Annotated in this window: 3 protein-coding genes; 2 read left to right on the forward strand and 1 reads right to left on the reverse strand. The window is 32.4% G+C overall.

The genetic code is table 11. The features are described 5' to 3' along the window. Positions 1-327: 327 nt before the first annotated feature. On the reverse strand, positions 328-1011 hold the full coding sequence (locus tag HMPREF2811_RS08645) for a GntR family transcriptional regulator (RefSeq protein ID WP_371441409.1): 684 nt from the start codon (positions 1009-1011) through the stop codon (positions 328-330). Between the two features lie 226 nt (positions 1012-1237). On the opposite strand from HMPREF2811_RS08645, the gene citG reads away from it, so the two are divergent. Both citG and HMPREF2811_RS08655 read left to right on the forward strand, forming a co-directional pair. Further along, positions 1238-2107 (forward strand): triphosphoribosyl-dephospho-CoA synthase CitG, encoded by an 870-nt coding sequence (citG, locus tag HMPREF2811_RS08650; RefSeq protein ID WP_071408986.1) that lies wholly within the window; start codon positions 1238-1240, stop codon positions 2105-2107. A 29-nt stretch (positions 2108-2136) separates the two neighbouring features. Beyond that, positions 2137-3402 carry a DUF1576 domain-containing protein gene (locus tag HMPREF2811_RS08655; RefSeq protein WP_071408987.1) on the forward strand — a complete coding sequence of 422 codons (1266 nt, stop codon included), beginning with the start codon at positions 2137-2139 and terminating at the stop codon, positions 3400-3402. Positions 3403-3697 lie beyond the last annotated feature (295 nt).

Raw genomic sequence — 3697 nt, forward strand, 5'->3', positions numbered from 1 at the left:
AAATCCACACCAAAAAGTATAGAGCCGTTTTTCTTGTCCACTCCTTATTTCATTAGGCAAGTTATTGCATAAAATGTAGTTAATAAGCCATTAGCTTTATTTAAATTAAACCAGTATTGAATTTTTAGTAATGACATGGCATTATCACTATTTGTCTCTATCCGTGCATCAAATGAAATATAAATTGAAGGTTCTAGTTAAATAAATCCCAATCTATATCTTTCTAAAAATTAATGAATAATTCAACCGGTGGTTCTTAATAGTGTCTCTGACCAGGGGCTCTTTAGAAAATTAGTGGATGTTTCGGCCGGTGTCACTTTTAGAAAGTTAATTGATGTTACGGCGTTTCATTTCATTTAAAATAAATTGTTTAGAATTTTCTAGATGCTCACCAATAATCAATTCGATTTGATCTTTATCACGATTTTTCATTCCACGGTAGATTAACCAGTGTTCTCTTAAAGCTAAGTCACGACGATCAGATGAACGAATCGATAAGTCACGAAAATAAAGTAAATATTCAGATAATTTAGTAACGATTGATTTCAAACGAACCATTTTACTTTTCTCCCAAATAAAATTGTTGAAATCAGAAAAGTTCTGTAAAACTAAATCAATCTCATTGGCATCATTATATTTTTCACCCGTTAATAATAGTTGTCTTAATTCTTCAAAATCATCATCTGTCATTTGTTCATAAGCTTTAACTGTCGCAAGTGTATCTAAAGCTTTGCGAATATCATAAATTTCAAAGGCATCTTTAATGGTAATTCCTTTAACAATCCGTCCTACTCGAGGAATATGTTCGACTAATTTTTCTTTTTCTAATTCCAATAAGGCATAGCGGACGGGAGTGCGACTAATATTTAGTTTTTCAGCTAATTCCTTTTCATTAATCCGTTCACCCGCAGGGATTTCCCCAATAATAATGGTTTTCCGTAATGCTTCATACACGGAATCTTTCAAAGGAATATCTTGAGAAACTAAAATATTGGATTTGATAATATTAATATGTTGTGGCGTTATCAAAACAATCACCTCTCTATTAATGAAACATCATCGTTCAAAAAATATCTATACTGTTTTTTTATTGTTTTTTTAAGACAATCACAATTAAAATCGTTTATAATGAACATAAGATTAATTTAAATTAAGCGTTTTAATTGAAGGTTACGCTTATTATTTTAACATAAATCATTAAAAAATACATATAATTTAAGAAAGAGAGAGCAGATAAATGAGCAATATTTGTGACTGGGTTGCGTCAAATGCTGAAAAAGCTTTATTAGTAGAAGTGATGTTAACGCCCAAACCAGGTTTAGTAGATTGTATGAATAGTGGCGCACATTCTGATATGAATTATTTTACTTTTATTGAAAGTACAAAAGCATTAGCACCATTTTTCAAACAGTATGTACAATTGGGAGTGGAACATGAAGGTGACTTACAACAATTATTTATGAAAGCTCGCCAAATGGGAGTAAAAGCCGAGCAAGCGATGTTAAAAGCAACTAAAGGTGTTAATACTCATAAGGGCGCAAATTACTCTTATGCAACGATTTTAACGGCCGTAGGCTATTATTTAAAGCAACATCCCGACAAAACAACTTTTAATGCAAAGGATACCGAAGCAATACTATTGTTATCAGAACCCATGACCTATCATTTTTGGCAATCTGAACTTGCACAATTGAAAGATAAAACAGAGGCGATTACGAATGGTGAGCGTATCTATTTAGATTATGGTTTAACAGGGATTAAAGGAGAATCGATGAATGGTTATCCTTTATTAAGAGAGACGGTTTTACCTTTTACTCGAGAATTATTGAATGTTACAGCTAATGTGCAATTTGTCTTATCCAAAGCTTTATTATTATTAATATCTAAAGCAGAAGATACTAATATCATTCATCGTGGTAATTATGAGATGTGGTTGAATGTTAAAACGAAGGCCGCTACTTTATTAGCAGAATTAAATGAGGATAATTTTCAATATTTAATTAGCCAATGGGATCAAGATTTGATTGAACAAAATTTGAGTCCAGGTGGTGCCGCTGATTTATTATCTCTAGTCGTATTCTTTTTATATTTGGAAAAAATATTGTAAGATATAAAAAAACATGAGGAGGCACCAATGTGAAGTTAACTAAATCGCTACTAAATAGGCGAGAATTTTTATTAATCATTACTTTATATACATTTTTATTTGCACTTTTTATTCCAGAAGAAACTAGCGTTCTTCAGATGTATTATCAATTGATCATGTCACAAACTAATCTATTAACTGATTTTATTGAAATTGCTGGATTTAGAGCAACTTTCGTTAATGTGGGGCTTCATAGTCTCGTTATTTACCTGCTTTTACTGTGGAAGGGCCAACGTTATTTAACCAGTTTCGAATTAGGTGTCACAGGCTTATTTTTGGGGCATGCTTTCTTTGGAACGCATATTATTAATATACTGCCTATTATTTTAGGGACGATGTTTTACTATTATAGTATGCATCATGAAAAAGAGTATCGCTTAGTTAGTATTTTGGCGACTGCCAATGCACCATTAGTTAGCTCAATCTATTTGGATAGTGTATTCGGTCCTTACCGTTGGTTTTTAGCAATGGCTGTAGGATTTGTTATTGGTAGTATTTCAGTTAAAATTGCCAATCAATTTGTCCAATTCCATAAAGGATATACGCTATATAATTTTGGGTTTACCATGGGGGTCATCGCCATGTTTATTAGTTTTCTATTCCCTTATTTCGATATGAATGTGGAAATTAATTTGTTTCAAGATAATGAGTATGCGATCAATTATTTTGAATTTTACTTTTGGGGTTGGCTAATCCTTTTAACAATTATTGGGTTATATGGTCAAAAAGTTCAATTAAAAGAATTATGGTCTTTTATCAAAATAAAAGGGAATTTTTACCATAATCAATTTCGATATTTTAGTACCTCTACCTTAACACTTAATATGATAATTAACGGTATTGTCTTTTATATGTTATTAAAGTTAATCAATGTTTCTTTAAATGGGCCAATAATTGGTGCAATGCTAACGGTTATTTTATTTGGTGCTGTCGGAAAGACAATTTTTAATTCATTGCCGATTTGTTTAGGTATTATCTTTTCAGTTTATGTTTCTGGTAGTTCATTTAATAGTACCTTTATTGTATTAGCATTACTTTTTAGTACAGGATTAGCACCGATTTCTGCTCGTTTTGGACCATTATGGGGCTTTGTTGCCGGTGTACTCCATTTCCACATGGTCGAAATCAGTGGGCAGCTTCACTTAGGGATGAATATATATAATAATGGATTTGCGAGTGGTTTTGTAGCAGCAATTGTCATTCCTATTATTGAATTAATTGGCGAGTGGAAAGACTCATTGTTAAATCCATCGTAAATACGAGTCGAGCATAGAACTATCAAGGAATACTTCTTTGGTTAAAAGTCAAGAATTAATGTGAAAATATGGCTTGGATGAGACGAAAGTGTCTTTCCAAGCCATGTTTATTGTTAGTGTGTTCAGGATGGCAGTAACTGAGTGGTTCAAGTTCGCTTCTTCTAAGGCGTGCGGGAAACAGTATGGCTATTGGGACTAAGGAGGCTAGGTATCAATTTGGTAAATGCATTCAAGTTATAACTCGGTAATTAAAAGCGCAGTGATTGAGTGGTCTCAATCTGCGTCTTAATGAGGT

Source organism: Globicatella sp. HMSC072A10 (assembly GCF_001811625.1).
GTDB lineage: Bacteria > Bacillota > Bacilli > Lactobacillales > Aerococcaceae > Globicatella > Globicatella sanguinis.

What these genes read in the sequence shown, in the direction of transcription:
- citG (WP_071408986.1), top strand. Translation starts at nt 1,238, where the DNA reads ATGAGCAATATTTGTGACTGGGTTGCGTCAAATGCTGAAAAAGCTTTA.